Genomic DNA, 21,853 nt, shown 5'->3' with positions numbered 1-21,853 from the left:
GCGCCCGGCGGGTCGATATCCTCGCCGCAACGGCACGAAACCCCCTGGAGAGCCCCATGGTCCTGCGCATGTCCAAGCTGATGCTCAAGACGCTGCGCGACGACCCGGCCGACGCCGAGACCGCGAGCCACAAGCTCCTGGTCCGGGCCGGATACGTCCGCCGCTCCTCGGCGGGGGTGTGGACCTGGCTGCCGCTCGGCAAGCGGGTCCTGGAGAACGTCACCCGCGTCGTCCGCGAGGAGATGGACGCCATCGGCGGCCAGGAGGTCCTCCTGCCCGCGCTGCTCCCGCGCGACAACTACGAGGCGACGGGCCGCGCCGGCGAGTACGGCGACCTGCTCTTCCAGCTCCGCGACCGCAAGGGCACCGACTACGTGCTCGGCCCCACGCACGAGGAGATCTTCACCCAGGTCGTCAAGGACCAGGCCGCGTCCTACAAGGACCTGCCGGTGATCCTCTACCAGATCCAGACCAAGTACCGCGACGAGGCCCGGCCCCGCTCCGGCGTCCTGCGCGGCCGCGAGTTCCAGATGAAGGACTCCTACTCCTTCGACACCACCGACGAGGGCCTGGCCGAGGCCTACCGCCTCCACCGCGAGGCCTACATCAAGATCTTCTCCCGCCTCGGCTTCGACTTCCGCATCGTCTCCGCCGTCTCCGGCGCCATGGGCGGCTCCGCCTCCGAGGAGTTCCTCGCCCCCGCTGCGGCCGGCGAGGACACCTTCGTGGACTGCCCCGCCTGCGACTACGCGGCCAACACCGAGGCCGTCACCACCGTGGTGCCCCCGGTCGAGGGCGTCGACCACCCGGCCCTGGAGGAGGTGGACACCCCCGACACCCCGACCATCGAGACACTGGCCGCGCACCTCGGTGTCCCCGCCTCCGCCACGCTGAAGAACCTGCTGGTCAAGGTCGACGGCGAGATCGTCGCCGTCGGCGTCCCCGGCGACCGCGAGGTCGACCTCGGCAAGCTCGCGGAGCACCTCGCCCCCGCCGAGGTCGAACTCGTCACCGCGGAGGACTTCGCCGGCCGCCCCGACCTGGTCCGCGGCTACGTCGGTCCCCAGGGCCTGACCGGCGTCCGCTACCTCGCCGACCCCCGGGTCGCCCCCGGCACCGCCTGGGTCACCGGCGCCAACAAGCCCGACACCCACGCCCGCAACGTGGTCGCGGGCCGCGACTTCCACGTCGACGAGTACCTCGACGTCGTCACCGTCGAGCCCGGCGACCCCTGCCCGCGCTGCGGCGCCGGCCTCAAGCTGGACCGGGCCATCGAGATCGGCCACATCTTCCAGCTCGGCCGCAAGTACGCCGACGCCTTCGAGCTCGACGTCCTCGGCCAGAACGGCAAGCCCGTCCGCGTCACCATGGGCTCCTACGGCATCGGCGTCTCCCGCGCCGTCGCCGCCATCGCCGAGCAGACCGCCGACGCGCAGGGCCTGTGCTGGCCGCGCGAGATCGCCCCCGCGGACGTCCACGTGGTGGCCGCGGGCAAGGCACTGCAGACGGAGCTGGCCCTCGAGGTCGCGGACAAGCTGCACGCGGCCGGCGTCCGGGTCATCGTCGACGACCGCGCCGGAGTCTCGCCGGGCGTGAAGTTCACGGACGCGGAACTGCTCGGCGTGCCCACGATTCTGGTGGTCGGGCGTGGGGCGGGGGACGGGGTCGTCGAGGTCAAGGACCGGCGTACGGGAGAGCGCGAGGAGCTCACCGTGGGGGATGCGGTGGCCCGCCTGTCCGCGTAACGCTGCGCTTCGCCGTGCCGGGTTTTTTCCCCACCCTCCCTCCCGAGTGCCCGGCGCGGTAAGTGCGGGCCCCGCTCTGTTTCCCGTGGGGTCGGTGCCGCGCCGGGGTACCTCCTCGGCGCTCGCGGTTTGCCCCCACATCGTTCGGCATCGACCACGCGGTCGCCGCTCGTCGCCTGCGGGGGCACCCCGCCACACCCCCTCCCGGGTCGGTTGGGGCGGCTTACGGCCGGTGGGATGTCTGTGGGCGGTGACGGCTGCGCACTTTGTTGGCGCTGCGCCAACGGGTGCCCGAGCACGGTGCCGCTTCAGACCACCTACCGGGGATCAGGCGCGACAACTCACGCAGGGGGCGGGGTCGGAGGGGTGGCGTTCTGGACTGTGGAGCATATTTGGGTGCATTACCCGGGCACGCAGCCGAGAGTTCCTGAGGCACCTAAATGTGCTGTCCAGAATGGCAGCCCCGGAGGGCCCGCACCCGGTCCCCCAACAACTGGCGTCGGGGCGCCCAGACTTCACAGGGCACACGGGCGGGAGGGCGGGGAGGGGAACCGGCACAGGCTAGAGCAGGCCCGCGAACTCGAGCAGCAGCTCGCCCCCCGCCCGGTCCCCGACCGAGAACGCCCAGACCCCCGCCTCGACCGCCCGGAACAGCCCCCACCCCCGCACCCGTTCCCGGTCCACCTCGAGCGCGTCGGACAGTTTGGCGACCCGCCGCCGCGCCGCGGCCTGCGCGCCCCCGGTGGCCAGCAGCGTCTCCAGGCGGTCGCGGACGAGCCACGCGAGATCGAAGGCGGGGTCTCCGACGAGCGGCTTGGGGTCGATGGCGAGCCAGGGGACGCGGTCGGCGGAGAGCACGTTCCCGTGGTGGTAGTCCCCGTGCAGCAGCACAGCGGGCACGGGCCCGGGCCCGCCCGTCAGGGCGTCCCGCAGCGCGAGGGCCTCCTCGACCAGGGGCCGGATCTCCGCGTCGACGCAGGGCCGCGCGGCGCGTTCCCGCAGCCGCGCCGCGAGCCCCGCCGTGTGGTCGGCCACGGACGTGAAGGGGTGGGCCTCGTCCGGCGGCAGCGGCACCCACAGCCGCTGGAGCGTGGCGCACGCCTCCAGCATCGCCTTGGGCTCGGGCAGCGAGCGCAGTGAGACCTCGCCGTGCAGGCGTTCCATGAGCAGGACGCCCTCGTCGGGGTCGGCGCGCAGCAGCCGTACCGCGCCGCGTCCGTCCCAGCGGGCGAGCGCGGCGTGCTCGTGCCGGGTCTCGTCGGTGACGAGGCCGAGCTTGAGCGTGGCGGGGGTGCCGTCGGCCTGGCGGACCAGGACGACCATGCTGATCCGGCCGCCGGGGGAGAGCACGCGTTCCGGCCGCAGGTCCCACCGCGCGAGGTGGTCCGCGGCGCGCTGGGGGAGCGTGGCGAGCCAGGCGCGGCCCGGGTCGCCCTCCCAGGCGCTGATGGTGCGGATCAGCCGCTCGGGCGGTTCGAGGTGCTGCGGTGCCGGGGTCATGCGGGGGCTTGTCCCTCCTGCGGATCGGGTCTACCGGCCGCGCTCGGCCAGCCCGGGGAAGGCTACGCTCCCGCCGCGCCAGCCCACCGCCCGCACCGCGGCCTCGCGGAGTGCGTCGGCGGCCTCGCGGCGCAGGCCGGCGGTGGCGGCGCGGACGAGGTCGGCGTAGACACCGGCGACCCGGTCCTCCAGCTCCGCGGCGAGGCGGATCGCCGCCGCCCGGTCCGGGACGGGGAAGGGCAGCGTGTACGCGGCCGAGGCCGCGACGGGCTCGCCGCCGAGGTCGGTGACGGTGCGGCGCAGGGAGTCGCGGCGGGCGCGGTGGGCGTCGTAGCCGGCGGTGGCCCGTCCGGTGGGGTCCGCGCCGATGCGGGCGCCGACCACGCCGTAGCCGTAGACGGCCGCGTGCTCGGCGGCGAGGGCGGCCTGGACGGCCGCGAGCGGCTGCTGCTGTGCCATGGGCGGGGTCATTTCTCCTTGAGCAGCAGGACGTGCCCGGCGCCGCACGCGGCCACCGAGGCGAGCAGGCGGGCGAGTTCGGGCGGGGCGTCGAGCAGCGCGGCCGCCCGCTCGCCGGCGAGCGTCCGTTCCTGGGTGGCGAGGGCGGCCAGTGCCGCGGACTCGGCGGAGGGAACGGACACGGAGGCCGACGGCGACGGTGACGCCGACGCCGACGCCGACGCCGACGCCGACGCCGACGCCGACGGCGAAGGGGTGGCGGGCCGCCGGGGGGCTGCCGGCCCGAACGCCGCGACGTGCAGGGCCACTTCGGCCCGCAGCGGACGCAGCCGCGTGGCGAGCCGGGGGTGGGCGGCGACCGTGGCGTCGTAGCGGGCGAGCAGCGCGCCGCTGTCCCGGGCGGCCCGCTCGCGCAGGATCTCGCCGGGATCGGGCGAGGGCGTGGAGGGCCCGGGGGCACCGGAGCGCCGCCCCGGCGGGTCGGAGCAGCCGCCGAGCAGCCCGGCCGCGGCCGGCAGGGCGGGCAGGACGAGAGCGGTGCGGACCGCGCGCCGGCGCGGCATGTTCCTGAGCGGCACAGTGCCCCTTCCCGTGATCACCACGGGAGAGGGTACCGGCGCGGGCGGCGCGCCCCGCGACGGCGCCCTCCGCGGCGCCGAATCGTCGTTCCGGCACCCGAACCGATAGGCTTTGGGCCGACACACGACCTTCCACCACAACAGCACACGCGGCCGAGGAGTCACCCGGATGAGCACCACCCAGAGCGAGAGGCTGCGCGGGCTGCTTGAGCCCCTCGTCGCGAAGACGGGGCTGGAGCTGGAAGAGATCAAGGTGACGGCGGCCGGCAACCGGCGCCAGCTCCAGGTGATCGTGGACTCCGACGAGGGCGCCCCGCTGGACACCCTCGCCGACCTCAGCCGGGAGATCTCGCAGGCACTGGACGACGCCGACGCCATGGGCGGCACGCCGTACCTGCTGGAGGTCTCCTCCCCGGGTGTGGACCGCCCGCTGACCGAGCCGCGGCACTTCCGGCGGAACGAGGGCCGGCTGGTCAAGCTGAACCGGACCGACGGCGGTGAGCTGGTCGCGCGGATCATGGCGGTCGACGAGGACGGTCTCGACCTCGAGGTCCCCGGTGTCAAGGGGCGCAAGCCCAAGCCCGCCCGTGTCGCCTTCGGCGAGATCGCCAAGGCGCGGGTGGAGATCGAATTCAGTCGCAAGGACCCGGCCGATGCCGATACCGACGGCGACGAGAGCATTGAGGAGGCGTAGCCGTGGACATCGACATGAGTGCCCTGCGGGGGCTGGTCCGGGAGAAGGAGATCTCCTTCGAACTGCTGGTCGAGGCGATCGAGTCGGCGCTCCTCATCGCGTACCACCGCGAGCCGGGCAGCCGCCGCAACGCGCGGGTTGAGCTGGACCGCACCAACGGCCATGTGACCGTGTGGGCCAAGGAGGACGCGGCGGAGACCCCCGAGGGCGCCGAGCCCCGGGAGTTCGACGACACACCGAGCGGCTTCGGCCGGATCGCGGCGACCACCGCCAAGCAGGTGATCCTCCAGCGGCTGCGGGACGCCGAGGAGGAGATCACCTTCGGCGAGTACGCGGGCCGCGAGGGCGACATCGTCACCGGAGTGGTCCAGCAGGGCAAGGACCCGAAGAACGTGCTGGTCGACATCGGCAAGCTGGAGGCCATCCTGCCGGTGCAGGAGCAGGTGCCCGGCGAGGACTACAAGCACGGCACGCGGCTGCGTTCGTACGTCGTGCGGGTCGCCAAGGGCGTGCGCGGCCCGTCCGTGACGCTGTCGCGCACCCACCCGAGCCTGGTGAAGAAGCTCTTCGCGCTGGAGGTCCCGGAGATCGCGGACGGGTCCGTGGAGATCGCGGCCATCGCCCGCGAGGCCGGGCACCGTACGAAGATCGCGGTGCGCTCCACCCGTTCGGGCCTGAACGCCAAGGGCGCCTGCATCGGCCCGATGGGCGCGCGGGTGCGTGCCGTGATGGCCGAACTGAACGGCGAGAAGATCGACATCGTCGACTGGTCGGACGAGCCGGGTGAGATGGTGGCGAACGCCCTGTCACCCGCTCGGGTGAGCAAGGTGGAGATCGTCGACATGGCTGCGCGCTCAGCCCGGGTGACCGTGCCGGACTACCAGCTCTCGCTGGCGATCGGCAAGGAAGGGCAGAACGCACGCCTGGCCGCGCGGCTCACGGGCTGGCGGATCGACATCCGCCCGGACACCGAGCCGGTCGAGCAGTAGCACCTGTTGGCAATCGAGGATCGACCGTGCGCCGGATAACCCAGAGGGGTGAGGTCGGCGCGGGGAGGTAGACTAAAGATGTCTGGCCGGACGCACGGCCCAGCACGCCCGGAGCGCACATGCATCGGCTGCAGGGAGCGGGCGGCCAAGCACGATCTGCTGCGTGTGGTGATGGCCGGGGACTCCTGTGTTCCCGATCTTCGCGGTACGCTGCCCGGTCGGGGTGCCTATGTGCACCCCGACACCGTCTGTTTCGACCTGGCGGTCCGCCGCCGGGCGTTTCTGCGGGCCTTCCGGGCCCAGGGACCGCTGGACACCGCGGAACTCCGCGATCATGTCGAGCAGGCGACACTGTGAGTGAGCAAGGAGACCGCTCGGGCGACCGTGCGGTCCAGGTACCCCGCGAGTTGGAAGTAGGTCGAGATTGCGATGAGCACTCGATGAGCACGCGATGAGTACGCCCATGAAGTAGCGACGGTCCGGCGGACGACCACCCCGGACCTCATGAAGGAGCGAAGTGGCTAAGGTCCGGGTATACGAACTCGCCAAGGAGTTCGGAGTTGAGAGCAAGGTCGTCATGGCCAAGCTCCAAGAACTTGGCGAATTCGTCCGTTCGGCGTCCTCGACGATCGAGGCGCCGGTTGTTCGCAAGTTGACTGACGCACTGCAGGGCCCCGGCGGCGGTTCCGCCCCCGGCAAGCCCTCCGCCGCCAGGCCCGCGGCGCCCCGCAAGGCAGCGCCCGCCAAGCCGGCCGCCCCCACTCCGGGTGCGCCGGCCCGTCCCGCTGCCCCGGCTCCCAAGCCGGCGGCGGGACCCGCCCCCACCCCCCGGCCCGCGGCCGGCTCCGCGCCGACCCCCGGTCCGCGCCCGACGCCGGCCCCCAAGCCGGCACCGGCCAAGCCCGCCCCGGCGCCGGTCACCCCTGTGCCGCAGGCGGAGTTCTCCGCCCCGCCGGCTCCGCAGGCCCCGGCTCCCGAGCGTCCGGCCCAGGCCGAGCGCCCGGAGCGCCCCGCCGCGCGTACCGGTCAGCCCGGTCCGCGTCCCGGCGGCAGCGCGCCGCGTCCCGGTCAGCGCGACGGCCAGCGTGACGGCGGTCAGCGCGACGGCCAGCGTGACGGCGGTCGCGGTCAGGGCGGCCCCGGCGCTCCGCGTCCGGGCGGCCAGGCGCCGCGTCCGGGTGGTGCCGCTCGTCCGGCCGGTCCCCGTCCGGGCAACAACCCCTTCACCTCCGGCTCCACCGGCATGCCGCGCCCGCAGGCGCCGCGTCCCGGTGGCGGAGCCCCCGGCCAGCCCGGCCCGCGCCCCGGTGGCGCCCCGGGTGCCGCCGGTCCGCGTCCCGGTGGCGCGCCCCGTCCCGGCGGCGGTGCCCCGTCCGGTCCCCGTCCGACCCCGGGCGGCATGCCCCGTCCCCAGGGCGGCGGTCCTCGTCCGAACCCCGGCATGATGCCGCAGCGTCCCGCCTCCACGGGCGGCGGTCCCGGTCGTCCCGGCGCAGGCGCCGGTGCCCGCCCGGGCCCGCGTCCCGGCGGTGGCGGCGGTGCCGGTCGTCCCGGTGGCGGCGGCTTCGCCGGCCGTCCCGGTGGCGGCGGCGGTGCCGGTCGTCCCGGTGGTGGCGGCGGCTTCGGCGGCCCGCGCCCCGGTGGCGGTGCCCCCGGTGCGGGTGGCGGCGGCGGCTTCGCCGGCGGCGGTGGCCGTCCCGGCTTCGGCGGTCGTCCCGGCGGCCCGGGTGGCCGTGGTGGCACGCAGGGTGCCTTCGGCCGCGGCCCCGGTGGCCGTCCGGCCCGTGGCCGCAAGTCGAAGCGTGCGAAGCGCCAGGAGTACGAGGCCATGCAGGCCCCGTCCGTCGGCGGTGTGATGCTGCCTCGCGGCAACGGCGACACCGTGCGCCTGTCCCGTGGCGCGTCGCTGACGGACTTCGCCGAGAAGATCGGCGCCAACCCGGCGTCGCTCGTCCAGGTGATGCTGAACCTCGGTGAGATGGTCACCGCGACCCAGTCCGTCTCCGACGACACGCTGCAGATGCTGGCCGACGAGATGAACTACACCCTCCAGGTCGTCAGCCCGGAGGAGGAGGACCGCGAGCTGCTCGAGTCCTTCGACATCGAGTTCGGCGAGAACGAGGGCGGCGAGGAAGCGCTCGTCGCGCGTCCGCCGGTCGTGACCGTCATGGGTCACGTCGACCACGGAAAGACCCGCCTCCTCGACGCGATCCGCAAGACCAACGTGGTCGCGGGCGAGGCCGGCGGCATCACCCAGCACATCGGTGCCTACCAGGTGGCCACCGAGGTCAACGGCGAGCACCGGGCCATCACCTTCATCGACACCCCCGGTCACGAGGCGTTCACCGCCATGCGTGCCCGTGGTGCCAAGTCCACCGACATCGCGATCCTCGTGGTGGCGGCGAACGACGGCGTCATGCCGCAGACGATCGAGGCGCTGAACCACGCCAAGGCGGCCGACGTGCCGATCGTGGTCGCGGTCAACAAGATCGACGTCGAGGGCGCGGACCCGACGAAGGTGCGCGGTCAGCTGACCGAGTTCGGCCTGGTGGCCGAGGAGTACGGCGGCGACACGATGTTCGTCGACATCTCCGCCAAGCAGGGCCTCAACATCGACGGCCTGCTGGAGGCCGTGGTCCTCACTGCGGACGCCGCGCTCGACCTGCGCGCCAACCCCGAGCAGGACGCACAGGGCATCGCGATCGAGGCCCACCTCGACCGCGGCCGCGGCGCCGTGGCGACCGTCCTGGTCCAGCGCGGCACCCTGCGGGTCGGCGACACCATGGTGGTCGGCGACGCGTACGGCCGTGTCCGCGCGATGCTCGACGACACCGGCAACACGCTCGAAGAGGCGGGCCCCTCGACCCCGGTCCTGGTGCTCGGTCTGACGAACGTGCCGGGCGCCGGCGACAACTTCCTGGTGGTCGACGAGGACCGTACGGCCCGTCAGATCGCCGAGAAGCGTGCCGCCCGCGAGCGGAACGCGGCCTTCGCCAAGTCCCGCCGCCGGGTCAGCCTGGAGGACCTGGACAAGGTGCTCAAGGCCGGCGAGGTCCAGCAGCTCAACCTCATCATCAAGGGCGACGCGTCCGGTTCGGTCGAGGCCCTGGAGTCCTCTCTGCTCCAGCTCGACGTCGGCGAGGACGTGGACCTGCGCATCCTCCACCGGGGTGTCGGTGCGGTCACCGAGACCGACGTCACCCTGGCGGCGGGCTCCGACGCGATCATCATCGGCTTCAACGTGCGGGCCGAGGGCCGCGCCACGTCGCTGGCCGAGCGTGAGGGTGTCGACGTCCGCTACTACTCGGTGATCTACCAGGTCATCGAGGAGATCGAGGCGGCGCTCAAGGGTCTGCTCAAGCCCGAGTACGAGGAGGTGGAGCTCGGCACCGCCGAGATCCGCGAGGTCTTCCGCTCCTCCAAGCTCGGCAACATCGCCGGTGTGCTCATCCGCTCCGGCGAGGTCAAGCGCAACACCAAGGCGCGCCTGCTGCGCGACGGCAAGGTCGTCGCCGAGAACCTCAACATCGAGGGTCTGCGGCGCTTCAAGGACGACGTCACCGAGATTCGTGAGGGTTACGAGGGCGGTATCAACCTCGGCAACTACAACGACATCAAGATCGACGACGTCATCGCGACCTACGAGATGCGCGAGAAGCCGCGCGTCTGATCGCTGGTGCCGTGTCCGGGGCCGGTCGGTGGAAGAAAAATTCCGTCGATCGGCCCCGGCCGTTGCCTTTAGTGTGGTGCTTACTGTTCGCAGTGTTCGCACTGTTCGCCACGAGGCCCCACAGGTCGGCTTGACCTGACGCCCATGTTTGTAGGGACGCTGTCCTTCGATCTGCTTCTCGGCGACGTCCGGTCGCTCAAGGAGAAGCGCTCCGTCGTCCGGCCCATCGTGGCCGAGCTGCACCGCAAGTTCGCGGTCAGTGTGGCGGAGGTCGACCACCATGATCTTTACCGCAGGGCCGAAATCGGCGTGGCGGTCGTGTCCGGGGACCTCGGGCACATCAATGACGTACTCGGACGCTGCGAGCGATGGATGGTCGCCCGTCCCGAGGTGGACCTGCTGTCGGCTCGGCAGCGGATCCACGGGGACGACGACGACTGACACTCACGTACCGAAGAGTGAAGAGTAGAGAGAAGAGCAGGCATGACCGACACCGCGCGGGCGCGCAAGCTGGCGGACCGCATCCGGGTCGTGGTCGCCGAGACCCTCCAGCGACGGATCAAGGACCCGCGGCTGGGGTACGTCACGATCACCGACACCCGGGTCACCGGTGACCTGCGGGAGGCGACCGTCTTCTACACGGTCTTCGGGGACGACGAGGAGCGTGCCGCCTCGGCGGCGGCCCTGGAGAGCGCCAAGGGCGTCCTCCGCTCGGAGGTCGGACGGCAGACGGGCGTGCGCTTCACGCCGTCGCTGACGTTCGTCGCCGACGCGATCCCGGAGAACGCGCGCACCATCGAGGACCTGCTCGCCAAGGCCCGCGAGGCCGACGAGGAGGTGCGCAAGAGCGCCACCGACGCCACGTACGCCGGCGAGGCCGACCCCTACCGGAAGCCGGCCGAGGACGGCGACGACGAGGATGACGAAGGCGCCGAGGGCGCTGAGGGCGCCGGGGGCGAGGCACGGTGAAGGACGGGCTTGTCATCGTCGACAAGCCGGGCGGTATGACCTCGCACGACGTCGTGTCCCGGCTCCGCAGGCTCGCCGGGACGCGGCGGGTCGGCCACGCCGGCACGCTCGACCCCATGGCGACCGGCGTACTTGTCATCGGCGTGGAGAAGGCCACCCGGCTGCTCGGACACCTCGCGCTGACCCGCAAGGAGTACGAGGCCACGATCCGGCTCGGCCAGACCACCGTCACGGACGACGCCGAGGGCGAGATCACGGCCGCGGTCCCCGCGGGCGCGGTCACCCGCGAGGCCGTCGACGCGGGCATCGCGGCGCTCACCGGCGACATCATGCAGGTGCCGTCCAAGGTCAGCGCGATCAAGGTGAACGGCGTCCGCTCGTACGCGCGCGTACGCGGCGGCGAGGAGTTCGAACTGGCCGCCCGGCCGGTGACGGTCTCCTCGTTCGTCGTGCGGGACGTGCGGCGCGAGGGCGACGACCTCGTGGACGTCGACGTCACGGTCGAGTGCTCCTCCGGCACATACATCCGCGCCCTCGCGCGGGACCTCGGCGCGGGGCTCGGCGTCGGCGGCCACCTCACCGCGCTGCGGCGCACCCGGGTCGGTCCCTACGGGGCGGGCCTTGCCCGCACGCTGGAGGAACTGGCCGAGTCCTTCGCGGTCCTCCCCATCGCGGAGGCCGCGGCGGCGGCGTTCCCCCGCTGGGACGTCGACGAGCGGGCGGCCCGTCTGCTCGCCAATGGGGTCCGGCTCGACGCGCCGGCCACGGTGGGGGCGGAGCCGACGGGGGTGTTCGGGCCGGACGGGAGGTTCTTGGCGTTGGTGGAGGGGCGCGAGGGGCAGGCACGCATCCTGGCGAACTTCGCCTGACCCGGCCTTTCCCCCGCCCTCCCGCCCTCCCCCAACCTTCGGCCGGGGGTGCCCCCACGGCGCTCGCGGTCTACGCCAACGCGCTGCGCACCGCAGTCTCCGCTCGTCTCCCCCAGCTACCGCTGGGAGGTGCCCCCAGCGGGCGGACCCCGGCGCACCCCCTCCCGGGCCGGTTGGGGCGACTGACGGCCGGTGGGGTGTCGGTGGGCGGTGACGGCTGCGCACTCGGACAGCGCTGCGCCTACGGGTGCCCGAGCACGGTGCCCCTTCAGACCACCTACCGAGGATCAGGCGCGGGACGAAACGGAGGGGGCGGGGTCGTAGGGGTGGCGTTCTGGACACTGGAGCATATTTGGGTGCGTGCCCCGGGGCGCGCAGCCGAGAGTTCCTGAGGCACCTAAATGTGCTGTCCAGAATGGCAGCCCCGGAGGCCCCGAACCCGGCCCCCCAACAACTGGCGTCGGGGCGCCCTGACTTCATGGGGCACACGGGCGGGAGGGCGGGGAAACAACCCGGTACGGCGAAGCGCAGCGCACGGCGCGGGCCCTCCCCCCTCGCGGCCCGCGCCGCACGATTCCCCCCGCAGTGGTGCCTATCCAGCCCGAAAGATCAATTCACCCCAACGGGCAGGCGCTCGGAGTGAAGAGAGGGAGCGCCAGGGGGCGCGTTCACCTGGGGATCTGTTGGAACGATCACCGGACGTCTACGGTCGAAACGGGCACTGTGGCGGGGAGGTGCGCGGATGGCGGTGTGGTCCGCCGAAGTGGACAGGGCGTTGGTGCGGGTCTGTGACCTGGCCGGACGGCCGCGGGGGACGGGGTTCCTCGCGGAGGCGGCCGGCGGGTGCGGGACGCTCGTGACGAGTCATGAGGCAGTCGACGGGCTGGTGCGCGTCGTGCTGCACGCGTGGGGCGAACAGACGATCCTCGTGGAGGCGGACGCCATCACGCCGCTGCCCGCGCTCGGGCTGGCGCTCGTGGCGGTGGAGGGGCTGGAGGGCGTGCCGCCGCTGCCGGTCGCGGCGGCCGTGCGGCCGGGCAGGGTGCGGCTGCGGGGCCGGGAGTGGACGGAGGCGGAGATCGTCGGCACGGCGTCCGTCACGTACACCGCGACGGACCGCTTCCATCTGCTGGACGAGGTGTACGAGCTGTCCGCGCGGGGGTGGGAGCCGGATGCGCAGGTGTCGGGCGCGCCGGTGCTCGATCCGGGGACGGGGGCCGTGCTGGGCGCGGTGGTGACCGCGCTGCACGCCGGGCACCGGGCGGACGGTTTCGCGGTGCCGTTGCGGGGGCTGGGGGAGCTGCTGGACCGGAACGCGGCGACGGTCCCGGCGTACGGGGCGTATCTGAATCTGGCGGGGGCGCTGCAGCTGACGGCCACCTCGGTGGGCTCCGCCGGCGTGCCGCAGGGGGTGTGGGGGCGGGAGCCGGTCGTGCGCCCGGCGACGGAGGCGGTGCTGCGGGGGTTCGCGGAGGGCGGCTCCGGGGAGGCGGGGCGGCCGCTGGTGCTGGGCCTGGTGGGGGATCCGGGCTGCGGCCGTACGACGGAGCTGGCGGCGCTGGCCGTGCGGCGTGCGACGGGGGCCGAACCCGCGCCGACACTGTGGCTGCGCGGGGCCGAACTGCACGCGGGCGACGGTGGGTTGAAGGACGCGGTGGAGCGGTCGCTGCGTGCGGCCGGCCGCATCGTGCACGCGGGGGCGGCGCCCGGGGACGCCGTGCCGGAGACCTCGCCGGACGCGGTGGCCCACTTGGCCGAGGACGCCGGGCGTCCGCTGCTGGTGGTGCTGGACGGGCCCGAGGAGATGCCGCCGGTGCTGGCGCACTGCCTGCCGGACTGGGTGGCGGGGACCGCGAGTTGGCTGCGGGCGGCCGGGGTGCGGCTGGTCGTGGCGTGCCGCCCGGAGTTCTGGGAGCAGGCGGGCGGGCTGTTCCCGCGGGGTGTCCTGCACGATCCGGGCCGGCGTGCCGGCACCCGGTCGCTGCCCGCCTGTGTGCGCCTGGGGGCGCTGCCGGAGCCGCAGGCCCGCGCGGCGCGTGAGCGGTTCGGCGTCCCGGAGGGGGCCCTGGCGGCGGAGGACGAGGCGCATCCGCTGGCGTTGCGGCTGCTGTCGGAGGTGCGGGCGGCGCTTCCGGAGGGCGGCGGGGGGTGCCCGGACCGGGCGGAGGTCTTCGGGGCGTACCTGGACCTGGTCTGCCTGCGGGTCGCGGTGCGGCTGGCCGCGGACGGCCGGGGCGACCCGCGCGGCGCGGCGGTGCGGCGCCTCGCGGCACGCGTGGCGGGCCGGGCGCACGAGGCGGCGCGGTGCTGCCTGGGTCCGGGGCAGGGGGAGCTGGACCGGGAGTCGTTCGAGGAGCTGTTCCCGTGGCGTACGGGATGGGCCTCCGCGGTGCTCACCGAGGGCCTGGTGGTCCCCGCGGGCGCCGGATACCGCTTCGCGCACGAGGAGTTCGCGGACTGGCTCCAGGGCGGCCATCTGGAGCTGGACCAGGCGCTGCACGCGCTGGTGCACCGCTGGTCGGCCCCGGCGGGCGGTACGGCGGAGGCCCCCGTGCGGCTGCCGTCGCGGCCCCCGGCCGCCGCGGGGCGGGGCGGCACGCCGCCGGTGCCGCCCGCGCCGCCTTTGGCGCCGCCGTCCGCGCCGCGCTCGCTGCCCGTGCCCAGGCACCGCATCGGGCCGGTCGTGCAGTCGCTGCTGCTGACCGCCCGCCGCTCGGGGGCCGCCGAACTCGCCCGCAGGCTGGAGGAACTGGTGCTCGCCCTCGACGGGCACGCGACGGCGCCGACCGCCCGTGGCGGCGGGCTGCCGCTGCTCGACGGGGTGCCGCGCCCGCGTGACGGCGGCGATGCGGATCCGGAGTGGGAGCGGGCGCGCCGGGCGGACGCCGTGTGGTGGGCCGCGCACCTGCTCGGCGAGGCGCTGCTGAGGGTGCCGGACGCGCTGCCGTACCGGGGTGTGCTGCGGCTGCTGGCGGAACGGATCACGGCCCGGTCGATCGAGGCCGGGGGATTCCGGGAAGCGCCGGGGCTCGGGCAGTTCGGGCCGTGGTTCTGGCGCCGGCTGCGACTGCCGCTCGACGAACGGCTGGCGCTGCTACGGCAGTTGCTGCCCGCCGACGCCCCGCCGCAGCGCGGGGACGAGGAGCGCTTCCTGACCGCCGCGGGGGAGGAGCTGGCCGCCGCGCCCCGCGAGGCGCTGCCCGCCGTCTGCGCCTGGTTCGCCGACGAGCGGCCGCTGCAGGCGCTCCCCGGCGGTCCCCGCCCGAGCGTGGCCACCGCCGCGCAGGCCCTGCTGCACACCCACCGGCACCGCGCCGTGGACGACCTCACCGAGACCCTGGTCGCCGCCGCCCATCCGCGGGCCGACGAGCTGTTGGCCGCGCTCGCCGAGGACGAACCGGCCGCCGTCTGCCGGGCCGTGGACCGCTGGGCCCACGACGGTCGGCCGGAACGCCATGTGGCCGCCGCCGCGTACAGTCTGCGCACGGCCCCGTACGTCACCGTTCCCGCCGACGGCCGCCTGCTGCGCTACGCCGCGCTGGCGATCCTCGCCCGCCCCGCCGACTGCAGCCTGCACGGCGCCGCCCTCGCCGTCCTCGTACGGGACCCGGCCACCCGCTCCTTCCACCTGCCGGCCGCCCTGGAGCGCTTCACCGCCGGCGACCCGCGGCTGCCCGCCGACGCGCTGTCCACCGCCCTGGCCACCCATCCCGAACCGGTCCTCGCCGCCTTCCGCACCCGGCTGCGCGAGCCGGGCGGGGGCGGCGCCGAGGTGCTGCGCGCCCTGGCCGGGATCGGCGACCAGTCGCTGGCCCGCCGCGCCGCCGACCTCGTCCGGGACCACCTGGAGCACCGTCCCGAGGGCGCCGCGCACGTCGCGGAGTACCTCGACCGCCGCCTGGAGGACGGTCCGGGTGTCCGCGCCGTGCTGCTCCCGCTGACCGCCGGGCTGCTGCGGGAGCATCCGCCCGAGGTGCGGCGCGCCCTGGCGCCCGTGCTGGCCGCGCCCGGCGGCCACGCCTCGCGGCCGCTGCGCCAGGAGCTCCTGGACGTCCTCCTGGAGCGCGAACGCGACCACGGTGTGCTCGATGCCCTGCTCACGGCGGCCGCCGAGGGCTGCGCCCTGCGGCCCGCGCCGCTGACCCGCGACCTGGTGCACCGCCTCGGTGTCACGCTCTGCCGCGCCCCCGAGGGGGCGACGCTCTTCGACCGCCGGCTGGTGCAGCTGGCCGCCGCCCATCCCGGCTTCGCCCGCCAGGTGCGCGGCTGGCTCGCGGCGGACGCCGACGGGGTGTGGGACGCGCTCGTCGGGCCGAGCGCCCGGCGCGCCTTCGACCGGCCGGCGCCGGGGGCCCGGACCGCCCGGGCACCGGAGGCGACCGCCCTGGTCCCGTGAACGGGCTGTGCGGGCGGCACCACGCCGCGCGGCCTGCCGCGTCCGTGGGGGCGCCGCGCCGGTGAGGCGCCCGGCATGGCAGTCTTGGACCTGCAATCGGACAACCATCAGCGGTCGAGGAGCGGTCACAGTGCAGCGCTGGCGAGGCTTGGAGGACGTCCCGGGCGACTGGGGACGCAGCGTCGTCACCATCGGCTCGTACGACGGCGTGCACCGTGGGCACCAGCTGATCATCGGCCGTGCCGTGGAGCGTGCGCGTGAGCTCGGCGCGGCCTCCGTCGTCGTCACCTTCGACCCCCACCCGAGCGAGGTCGTGCGGCCCGGCAGTCACCCTCCGCTGCTGGCGGCCCACCACCGCCGGGCCGAGCTGATGGCGGAGCTCGGCGTCGACGCGCTGCTGATCCTCCCCTTCACCGCCGAGTTCTCCCGGCTCTCGCCCGGCGACTTCATCCGTACGGTGCTGGTCGAGGCACTGCACGCGCGGGCCGTCATCGAGGGCCCCAACTTCCGGTTCGGGCACAAGGCGGCCGGGGACGTGGAGTTCCTGTCGGCGATGGGCCTGAAGTACGACTACGAGGTCGATGTCGTCGACCTGTACCTGACCGGCGCCGCGGGCGACGGCCAGCCCTTCTCGTCCACGATGACCCGGCGCCTGATCGCCGAGGGCGACGTGGCCGGGGCCATGGAGATCCTCGGCCGCCCGCACCGCGTCGAGGGCGTCGTCGTCCGCGGCGCGCAGCGCGGCCGCGACCTGGGCTACCCGACCGCGAACGTGGAGACCGTGCCGCACACGGCGATCCCCGCGGACGGCGTGTACGCGGGCTGGCTGCACGTCGGTGACGAGGCCATGCCCGCCGCGATCTCCGTCGGCACCAACCCCACCTTCGACGGCACCGCGCGCACGGTCGAGGCCTACGCCATCGACCGCGTCGGCCTGGACCTGTACGGACTGCACGTCGCCGTGGACTTCCTCGCCTACCTGCGCGGGATGGAGAAGTTCGACACCATCGACGCGCTGCTGGAACGCATGGCGGACGACGTCAAGCGGGCCCGCGAGATCGTGGAGACGCACGACTCCGACTGAGCGGGCGCACCCGGGCATCCACGACCGAGGGCCCGCCGCGCCGTCACGGCGGGGCGGGCCCTCGGTCTTTTGGACTTCTCCTACTGCTGGTGCGTCCAGCCCGGCGGGATCGGTCCTGGAGCGCCCTGCTGCTCCGACTCCTCGGGCCGCTGCTGCGGCGCCTGCTGCGCCTGCTGCGCCTGCTGGGCCTGCGGCGGCGGGGGCGGCTGCTGGGTCCAGCCCTGCGGCACGGCTCCCGGGACGGGCGGGGGCGGCGGGGCCGGGTGCCCGTACGTCTGGTGGTGCGGCGGCGGGGGCGGGGGTGGGTAGCCGCCCTGCTGCGGCGGCATCGGCTGCGCCGGGTAGGGCTGTCCGTGCTGCGGCGGGTAGCCGCCCTGCTGCGGCATCGGGTGCTGGTAGAGGCCCTGTGCCTGCTGGGCGCGCACGAAGTCCTCGGCGACCATGGCCGCGAGGTTGAAGTAGGCCTCACGGGTCTTGGGCCGCATCATGTCGAGGTCGACCTCGGCGCCCGCCGCCAGGTGCTCGTCGAAGGGCACCACGGCGACGCCCCGGCAGCGGGTCTCGAAGTGCGCGACGATGTCCTCCACCTTGATCATCTTGCCGGTCTCGCGGACCCCCGAGATGACGGTGAGACTGCGTTGCACCAGGTCGGCGTAGCCGTGGGCGGAGAGCCAGTCCAGGGTCGTGCTGGCGCTGCTGGCCCCGTCCACGGACGGCGTGGAGACGATGATCAGCTGGTCCGCGAGGTCGAGCACGCCGCGCATGGCGCTGTAGAGCAGGCCGGTGCCCGAGTCGGTGAGGATGATCGGGTACTGCTGGCCGAGCAGGCCCACCGCGCGCCGGTAGTCCTGGTCGTTGAAGGTCGTGGACACGGCCGGGTCCACGTCGTTGGCGATGATCTCCAGACCGGAGGGCGCCTGCGAGGTGAAGCGGCGGATGTCCATGTAGCTGTTGAGGTGCGGCAGTGCCTGGACCAGGTCGCGGATGGTCGCGCCGGTCTCACGGCGCACCCGGCGGCCGAGGGTGCCGGCGTCCGGGTTGGCGTCGATGGCGAGGATCTTGTCCTGCCGCTCGGAGGCGAGCGTGGCGCCCAGCGCGGTGGTCGTCGTGGTCTTGCCCACGCCGCCCTTGAGGCTGATCACCGCGATGCGGTAGCAGGACAGCACCGGGGTGCGGATCAGCTCCAGCCTGCGCTGGCGCTCCTGCTCCTCCTTTTTCGCGCCGATCTTGAAGCGGGACGGCTGGTTGTTGTTCCTGCGTGCCTTGGGCTGCTGGCGCAGCAGGCGGTCCGAGGACAGCTCGACGGCCGCGTTGTAGCCCAGCGGGGCGCCGTGCATGACGCGCTGCTGCTGGTCCTGGCCGGGACCGGGGCCTCCCCAGCCGGTCGCGATCCGCGGGTCGACCGGGGGCTGCTGCTGCGGCGGCTGGGCCTCCGCGTCCGGCCGGCCCTGCTGCGGCTGGTGCGGCTGCGGAGCCGGCGGCTGGGGCTGACCGTGGCCCTGCTGCGGGGCCGACGGGTCGGGACCGGCCTGCGGCGGCAGGGGCTGCGCCGGGCCGGGGCCGGGGAACGGCGGCTGTGCGTAGGGCGGTTGGCCCTGCTGGGGGTACGGCGCCGGCGGCTGCTGCGGATAGCCGTAGCCCTGCTGGGGATGCGGCGGCCGGGGCGCGTTGGGGTCGGCCCACGGCGCCCCCTGGGCGGGCTGCGGGTAGCCGTAACCGCCCTGCGCGGGCTGCGGATAGCCGTAGCCGTACGGGGGCTGGGCCGGCGGGGCCTGCTGCGGCGCGTTGGGGTCGGCCCACGGCGCGCCCTCGGTGGGCGGCGGATAGCCGTAGCCCTGCTGGGGATGCGGCGGCTGCGGGGGCTGCTGCTGTGCGGCCGCGGCCCGGTACTCCGGCGGCAGGGGCGGTACGAGGGACTGCGGCGCGGGGGCGGGGGCGGGGCCCGGAGCCGGCGGCTCGGCGGCGGGCTCGGGCTGCCGGTTCTCCTGGGTCTGCTCCGGGGCCGCGGGCGCCTGCTCCTCCGGCTCCGGGTCGGCGGCCGCGGCGGAGTCGGGCACCTGCGGTGCCGGTGGCGTCTGCCCGGTGCCGCCGGTCCCGGGCTGTTCGGCGGCGGGAGGGGGCGTCACGGCCGGGGCGACGGGCGGCCCCACCTGCGACGGCTGCGGCGGGGTGCCGCCCGCGGCGGCCGTCGGACCGCCGCCCGCCTGCTGCGTGTACCAGGACGGGGGCGCGTAGTCGATCTGGAACTCACCCGTGAGGTCCGCGTCGGACTGATCCCCGTCCGGGGCGGCCGCGCCCGCGCGGATGTCGTCCTGATCGCTGCTCACTGTGCCTCCTGGTCAACTGATGTACGTGCCGGGCCCGTCGGGAACGGCACGCTTCCCCCGTCATGGAGTTCCGCGGCAAGCCTTTCGCGGCTCACCGCAAAAGCCTAATCACTTGCCCCGCACGGACGGCAAGTGCCGTTGGCCTCATGGTCCGCACCATGACACGGGGCCCGCCCTGTCCCGTACGGGCGCCGGGCCCCGCCGAGTTGACGTCCCGGTACCCGCACCGGGCCCCTGTGCCCCATGCCCGCCACCGGGAACGGGAAACGCCCGTCCCCGGCCGTGCGCGACCGGGCCCGGAAGCGCATCGTCCGGGAGAGGGCCACGGCGGCTAGTCGACCCGGCGGGCCGGGCCCAGCAGTCCCGTCTCCGCGTCCGTCGGCTGCGTCATGACGAACTGCCGGTGCTTGCGCGTGCACCACATGGTCACGTTGTCGCCGAGGGTCGGCAGCGCGGCGACGTCGGTCTCCGCCAGCCCCATCACCTGGCCGATGACCTCGGCCTCCTGCGGGGACACCCGCTGGAGGCCGACCACGTCCGCGCTGTTCAGCAGGCGCGGCGCGGTCGGGCCGAGATAGGGGAGCAGCGTCATGACGGACTGCCAGGACTGCGCGGCGACCCGGCTGCGCGGCGGCCGGGCGCCGCAGTCGCGGACGATCACCACCGGGCTCTGCACGGACGGGCCCTGCGGCGCGATCCGGCCGACCTCGTGCACCGTCACGCACTGCTGGCCGCCCCCCGCCGCCTGCGCCATGGGCGCCCAGGACTGCGGACGGGCGGTCTCCACCGCCACCCGCGCCCCGGTCGCCGCGGCACGCAGCGACAGCACCTGCGCCAGCCACATGCTGCCGATGAGCAGCACGTCCAGCCGGGCCGGCCGGCTCAGGGCCAGCACGGCGGGCAGGCCGGTGGCGTCGACGCCGATGACGACACCGTCGTCACCGATCGGCAGGGACAGGCCGGACAGCTGCCCGGTCGCCAGGGTGTGGCGGTCGCGGCGCGGGCCGAGGAGCCCGAAGGCGGCGCGCAGGGAGCGCCGCGGTGCGACCCCGGCCGCGGGGCCGCCGTGGTCGGGGCCGAGCGGCAGGTGCGAGGGGCGCGGTTCGGTGCCGCCGGGGCGCTGTCCGCCGAAGGCGGGAACGGTCGGGGACGCCATCAGCGGGTACCTCCCAGGGGCAGCGTGGCGAGAATGCCGGGCACCTGCTCGCGGTCCAGCCGCACCAGGCCCACCTTGGACACGGTCGCCCGCAGCTCCAACTGGGTGCGGGCATCCAGGAGTTCGTTCTCGCTGCGGCCGGTCAGCCGCACATAGCCCGACAGCAGCGACGCCCGGCTCCCGCCCGGCGCGACGACCAGCGAGAAGGTGCTCGCCAGGGCGGGGGAGGAGGTCAGCAGCCCGACCAGGTCCGGCAGCCCCGTCGCCCGGTCGCCCAGCTGCGGCCAGCGGCTCACCCAGTACGTGGTGTGCCAGCGGTCGTCGCAGCGCCAGGCGCGCGGGCTCTCCGACGTACGGCGGGCCTGGCGGCTGCCGTCCAGCGCGGCGCCGCCGGTGGTGGCCAGCGGGTTCACGCAACTCGACGTCGCCACCGCGGCGATGATCTCCGGCTCGGTCAGCACACGGGCCCGCAGCCCCGCGCCCACCAGCCGGCTCGTCAGATGGTCGGCGGCGCGCAGCAGCGCCCGCCGGGCACCGGCCATGCCGCCGCCCCGGGCCGTGACGGCCTCCGGGCACAGTTCCGGGTCGAGCTTGAGGGCGATCCACGTCAGCCGGAGCCCCGGGGTCTGCGACTGCGCCTGGAGCGGCGCGTACGACCGCGCGGCCACCGCCTGCGGCGGCAGGTGTGGCGCCGGCGCCGGCTGGGTGTGCTGGACGACCTGCACGGAGGCCAGGCGGATGTCGTCCACCTCCAGCGCGCCGTGCAGCAGGTCGAGCGGCAGTGAGCGCGTGCCGCGCGCCGGGCGCAGGGGTTCGTCGACCGCCTGCACCTGCACCACGGCGGTCAGGAAGGTGCCGTCACCGACCATGCCGATCTCGCGCTGCTCGCGCTCGTCGGTGAAACTGTAGGTGCGCAGCGCCGGATCGCACTCGACGGCGGGCACGAAACCGGGGTCGGTGCCCGGCGGCACCTGGGCCGCGTTGCGCCGCTGACGGGCCTTCAGCGCCCGCCCCGCGGACATCCACTCGGGCATCGGGCGGCCGCGTCTGCGCAGCAGGCCGAAGAGCACCAGGGGGAGGGCGACGGCGGCCGCCACGACCGGCCCCATCACCCTGTGGATCAGCCAGCCGCCCAGCACGAGCGCGAACGCCAGCTCAATCAGCACGAGTTGCTGCACCCGGACCGGGCCTATGCCGCCCGGCCGGCGGGTCGTCACCGGGGCCGCGGACCGGCCCCGCGGGGCGCGGGTGGCGTCGCCCGGCATCCCGGGCGGCCCGCCGTGGGCGGACGGTGGCTGGCTCCCGGACGTGCGCCCGGACCTGGTCGCGGTGGTCATCCCCCGTACAACCCTTCTGCTTCCGTTCGTACGTCTGCTCCGCCGCTCCGCGTGCGCATCGGGGCCCCGGGCCCCGGTCG

The 21,853-nt window shown here is 74.7% G+C and carries 16 protein-coding genes; 10 read left to right on the top strand and 6 right to left on the bottom strand.

The window, feature by feature from the left end; all coding sequences use genetic code 11:
* Positions 1-68 precede the first annotated feature (68 nt).
* Positions 69-1,745, top strand: coding sequence for a proline--tRNA ligase (locus ACIP64_RS25925; RefSeq protein ID WP_401591244.1), 1,677 nt, complete (start codon positions 69-71; stop codon positions 1,743-1,745).
* A 561-nt stretch (positions 1,746-2,306) separates the two neighbouring features.
* Here the strand turns inward: ACIP64_RS25925 and ACIP64_RS25920 are convergent.
* The 3 genes from ACIP64_RS25920 to ACIP64_RS25910 are packed head-to-tail and all read right to left on the bottom strand — an operon-like array spanning position 2,307 to position 4,303.
* Complete coding sequence (locus ACIP64_RS25920; protein ID WP_401591241.1) at positions 2,307-3,245, bottom strand: aminoglycoside phosphotransferase family protein; 939 nt, start codon at positions 3,243-3,245, stop codon at positions 2,307-2,309.
* 30 nt (positions 3,246-3,275) lie between these two features.
* Positions 3,276-3,704: a ferritin-like domain-containing protein gene (locus tag ACIP64_RS25915; RefSeq protein ID WP_401591238.1), complete on the bottom strand. Its 429-nt coding sequence runs from the start codon at positions 3,702-3,704 to the stop codon at positions 3,276-3,278.
* Between the two features lie 8 nt (positions 3,705-3,712).
* The gene (locus ACIP64_RS25910; RefSeq protein WP_401591235.1) at positions 3,713-4,303 is read right to left on the bottom strand and encodes a hypothetical protein; all 591 of its coding nucleotides are present in this window, start codon (positions 4,301-4,303) and stop codon (positions 3,713-3,715) included.
* Positions 4,304-4,451: 148 nt separating this feature from the next.
* Between ACIP64_RS25910 and rimP the strand changes: the two genes are divergently transcribed.
* From rimP to ACIP64_RS25865, 9 genes are all read left to right on the top strand, one after another.
* Positions 4,452-4,976 (top strand): ribosome maturation factor RimP, encoded by a 525-nt coding sequence (rimP, locus tag ACIP64_RS25905; RefSeq protein WP_401591233.1) that lies wholly within the window; start codon positions 4,452-4,454, stop codon positions 4,974-4,976.
* Positions 4,977-4,978: 2 nt separating this feature from the next.
* On the top strand, positions 4,979-5,965 hold the full coding sequence (nusA, locus tag ACIP64_RS25900; protein ID WP_401591230.1) for a transcription termination factor NusA: 987 nt from the start codon (positions 4,979-4,981) through the stop codon (positions 5,963-5,965).
* A gap of 78 nt (positions 5,966-6,043) precedes the next feature.
* On the top strand, positions 6,044-6,322 hold the full coding sequence (locus tag ACIP64_RS25895; protein ID WP_360911311.1) for a YlxR family protein: 279 nt from the start codon (positions 6,044-6,046) through the stop codon (positions 6,320-6,322).
* Positions 6,323-6,482: 160 nt separating this feature from the next.
* A complete protein-coding gene (gene infB / locus ACIP64_RS25890) occupies positions 6,483-9,635 on the top strand; it encodes a translation initiation factor IF-2 (RefSeq protein WP_401591226.1) in 3,153 nt (1,050 codons plus the stop codon).
* Positions 9,636-9,779: 144 nt separating this feature from the next.
* A complete protein-coding gene (locus ACIP64_RS25885) occupies positions 9,780-10,076 on the top strand; it encodes a DUF503 domain-containing protein (protein ID WP_401591223.1) in 297 nt (98 codons plus the stop codon).
* Between the two features lie 42 nt (positions 10,077-10,118).
* Positions 10,119-10,604 (top strand): 30S ribosome-binding factor RbfA, encoded by a 486-nt coding sequence (rbfA, locus tag ACIP64_RS25880; protein ID WP_401591220.1) that lies wholly within the window; start codon positions 10,119-10,121, stop codon positions 10,602-10,604.
* Complete coding sequence (truB, locus tag ACIP64_RS25875) at positions 10,601-11,473, top strand: tRNA pseudouridine(55) synthase TruB (protein ID WP_401591217.1); 873 nt, start codon at positions 10,601-10,603, stop codon at positions 11,471-11,473. The genes rbfA and truB overlap by 4 nt, the downstream gene beginning before the upstream one ends.
* A gap of 742 nt (positions 11,474-12,215) precedes the next feature.
* Complete coding sequence (locus tag ACIP64_RS25870) at positions 12,216-15,869, top strand: serine protease (protein WP_401591214.1); 3,654 nt, start codon at positions 12,216-12,218, stop codon at positions 15,867-15,869.
* Between the two features lie 130 nt (positions 15,870-15,999).
* The gene (locus ACIP64_RS25865; protein ID WP_401591211.1) at positions 16,000-16,953 is read left to right on the top strand and encodes a bifunctional riboflavin kinase/FAD synthetase; all 954 of its coding nucleotides are present in this window, start codon (positions 16,000-16,002) and stop codon (positions 16,951-16,953) included.
* An 80-nt stretch (positions 16,954-17,033) separates the two neighbouring features.
* Here ACIP64_RS25865 and ACIP64_RS25860 read toward each other — a convergent pair whose 3' ends face one another.
* The 3 genes from ACIP64_RS25860 to eccE all read right to left on the bottom strand — a co-directional run bounded on the left by ACIP64_RS25860 (position 17,034) and on the right by eccE (position 21,773).
* Complete coding sequence (locus tag ACIP64_RS25860; protein WP_401591209.1) at positions 17,034-19,280, bottom strand: SCO5717 family growth-regulating ATPase; 2,247 nt, start codon at positions 19,278-19,280, stop codon at positions 17,034-17,036.
* 331 nt (positions 19,281-19,611) lie between these two features.
* Positions 19,612-20,436 (bottom strand): hypothetical protein, encoded by an 825-nt coding sequence (locus tag ACIP64_RS25855; protein WP_401591206.1) that lies wholly within the window; start codon positions 20,434-20,436, stop codon positions 19,612-19,614.
* The gene (gene eccE, locus ACIP64_RS25850; RefSeq protein WP_401591203.1) at positions 20,436-21,773 is read right to left on the bottom strand and encodes a type VII secretion protein EccE; all 1,338 of its coding nucleotides are present in this window, start codon (positions 21,771-21,773) and stop codon (positions 20,436-20,438) included. The genes ACIP64_RS25855 and eccE overlap by 1 nt, the downstream gene beginning before the upstream one ends.
* Positions 21,774-21,853: the final 80 nt, after the last annotated feature.

The sequence above is a fragment of the Streptomyces sp. NPDC088733 genome, from assembly GCF_044751185.1.
GTDB lineage: Bacteria > Actinomycetota > Actinomycetes > Streptomycetales > Streptomycetaceae > Actinacidiphila.
The sequence above is the reverse complement of the archived record's forward strand: the minus strand, read 5'-3'. Positions and strand labels throughout refer to the sequence as shown.